This is a genomic window from Ruminococcus sp. (assembly GCF_024684275.1).
The window spans coordinates 1-2,361 of the sequence record NZ_JAIKXF010000071.1 but is presented as its reverse complement, the minus strand read 5'-3'; the positions used below and the strand labels follow the sequence as shown (position 1 = coordinate 2,361).

The following is a 2,361-nucleotide window of genomic DNA, read 5'->3' as shown; positions in this document are numbered from 1 at the left end:
CTCCGCTGTAAGGGGCATTATTCGCTGATAGTCGGAGCTGTGTTCACTATCTTGCACTTGCCGCTTGCAAGCTCCTCAACAGCTGTCTTAACAGGCTTTTCCTCAAGAGTCTCGCCCTTTTCGTAGAGCTCCTCAGAGATCTGTCTTGCGCGCTTTGCAACTGCGATAACGAGAGAATAACAGCTCTCATTCTTTGTGATTATCTGGTTTACTGCTGGTCTAAGCATTTTTCAACACCTCATTTATAATATCTCCCGAGTAGTCCACTTTAAGCTGTTCTCCGCGGATAACTGCAAAAAAGTCGCTTACAGCGTCCTCAAGGGCGTCATTGACAATAACGTAATCGTACTTTTCAGCCTGAGATATTTCCCATGCTGCCTTTGAAACTCTCTCCTCGATGACCTCATCGGTCTCGGTGCCGCGCTTTTTCAGTCGGCGGCGGAGCTCATTCACTGACGGCGGAACAACGAATATAAAAATCGCATCGGGACGCTTTTCGCGTATCTTCATAGCGCCCTGAGGCTCTATTTCGAGGATAACATTAAGTCCCTGCTCAAGTCTGCCGTCCACCTCACTGGAAAGTGTGCCGTAGAGGTTCTGGCAGTACTCGGCGTGTTCTATGAACTTGCCGTCTGCAATTCTCTGCTCGAAGTCCTCACGGGTAAGGAAGTGATAATTCACGCCGTCCTTTTCGCCTTCACGGGGAGCTCTTGTAGTTGCCGAAACAGATATTGCAAAGCTCTTATCCTTGAGTATCTCCTCCAGCATAGTGCCCTTTCCGCAGCCCGACGGCGCAGAAAAAACTATAAGTCTGCCTTTATTCATCTTCGTCCGAACCTCCTAAGCCGTTAATTCTTGCCGCAAGAGTATCCGTAATAAGCGAGGACAGGATAATATGTCCGCTGTCCATTATCATAACGGCTCTTGTTTTGCGTCCGTAAGTTGCGTCAACGGCTCTGCCGTCGTCGCGCGCCTCCTGAACGAGACGCTTTATGGGGGCAGATTCAGGGCTTACAATAGTAACTATCCTGTCTGCCGACACCATATTTCCGTAACCTATATTTATCAGCTTCATAGTATTACTCGATATTCTGTATCTGCTCGCGTATCTTCTCTATCTCAGCCTTCATATCAACGACCACCTTTGTGATATTGAGGTCCTGAGCCTTTGAGCCGATAGTGTTTACCTCGCGGTTCATTTCCTGCACGATGAAGTCAAGCTTTCTGCCCACAGCCTCGTCGCCTGCAAGCATAGTTTCCAGCTGAGCGATATGGCTTCTCAGGCGGACAGTCTCCTCATCGACAGCTATCTTCTCGGCGAAAACAGCGGCTTCCGTAAGAACTCTCTGGTCATCTATATCCTTGCCCTCAAGTACCTCGCTGAGCTTCTTATAAAGGCGGTTCCTGTAGTTTTCAACGGTTTTGGGTGAAAGCTCCTCAACCCTTGCTACCATGTTGAGGATACCCTCAGCCTTTTCTGTAACGTCAGCTTTAAGGCGTTCGCCCTCCACCTGACGCATTTCAACAAAGCGCTGTATGGCCTCAGAGGCTACTGCGGAAACGTCCTCCCAGACCTGTTCCTCGTCGTCTGGAGTTTTCTGTATATTGAAAATATCGGGGAGCTTCATAAGCTTTGAAAGTGTGATGTCGTCCTCGACTCCCAGCTCGTCGGCAATGCCTCTGAGAGCGTCAACATAGCCCTGGGCTGCGCCCTTATTTATAGCTATCTCAGTATCCTTGCCCTCGATATTGTTGATAGTTACCGCTATCTCGACCTTACCGCGTGAGATACCGGTTTTCAGCAAAGCCTTCAGCTTTTCATCTATATAACTGTAAGTTCTTGGAACTCTTGACGAATACTCAAAATATCTATGGTTCACGGAGCGAATCTCCACGAGAATATCCCGTCCGTTAAGTATCTGCTGCGCTCTTCCGTAGCCTGTCATACTTCTAAGCACCATATCGCCTGCTTTCTTTTTATATATTTTTTCGCATAGATATGCTATTCTAATATTATAACATTATTCCCGTTAAAATGCAAGCATTTTTCTGAAAATATTGCCAATTCCGGCACCTGCGGACATAAAAAAGCTGCACAGCTTACGCCGTGCAGCTTTAATGAATCAATATACTGATTACTTAGTAGGATCAAGAGTTGAAACCTTCTTGAGGAGGAACTCCTGAATGCGGAGAGCGTCGCCGGCTGTTACACCGTCACCGTGCTCTGCAACGTCAGCATTAGCAAGACCCTTAGCTGTGATGTGCTTGTCATCAGAGCCGTTGAGACCGTACTTGTTCGGGTTAGCGAGGTTCTGCATGATAAGAACAACGTCAGACATATCTACGTCCTTATCGCAGTTA

4 protein-coding genes and 1 pseudogene are annotated in these 2,361 nt (G+C 47.6%); all 5 read right to left on the bottom strand.

Features of this window, described 5'->3' with window-relative positions; all coding sequences use genetic code 11:
• Nucleotides 1–17: 17 nt before the first annotated feature.
• Entirely contained in the window at nucleotides 18–227 is a 210-nt protein-coding gene (rpoZ, locus tag K5677_RS07840) for a DNA-directed RNA polymerase subunit omega (protein ID WP_028516086.1), read from the bottom strand.
• Nucleotides 220–825 (bottom strand): guanylate kinase, encoded by a 606-nt coding sequence (gene gmk, locus K5677_RS07835; protein ID WP_296726523.1) that lies wholly within the window; start codon nucleotides 823–825, stop codon nucleotides 220–222. Before gmk ends, rpoZ begins: the two co-directional genes overlap by 8 nt.
• Nucleotides 818–1,075 (bottom strand): DUF370 domain-containing protein, encoded by a 258-nt coding sequence (locus K5677_RS07830; protein WP_296726521.1) that lies wholly within the window; start codon nucleotides 1,073–1,075, stop codon nucleotides 818–820. Before K5677_RS07830 ends, gmk begins: the two co-directional genes overlap by 8 nt.
• A 4-nt stretch (nucleotides 1,076–1,079) precedes the next feature.
• Nucleotides 1,080–1,958: a YicC/YloC family endoribonuclease gene (locus K5677_RS07825; RefSeq protein ID WP_296726525.1), complete on the bottom strand. Its 879-nt coding sequence runs from the start codon at nucleotides 1,956–1,958 to the stop codon at nucleotides 1,080–1,082.
• 177 nt (nucleotides 1,959–2,135) lie between these two features.
• Nucleotides 2,136–2,361: pseudogene (locus tag K5677_RS07820) on the bottom strand (hypothetical protein); the annotation flags it as partial.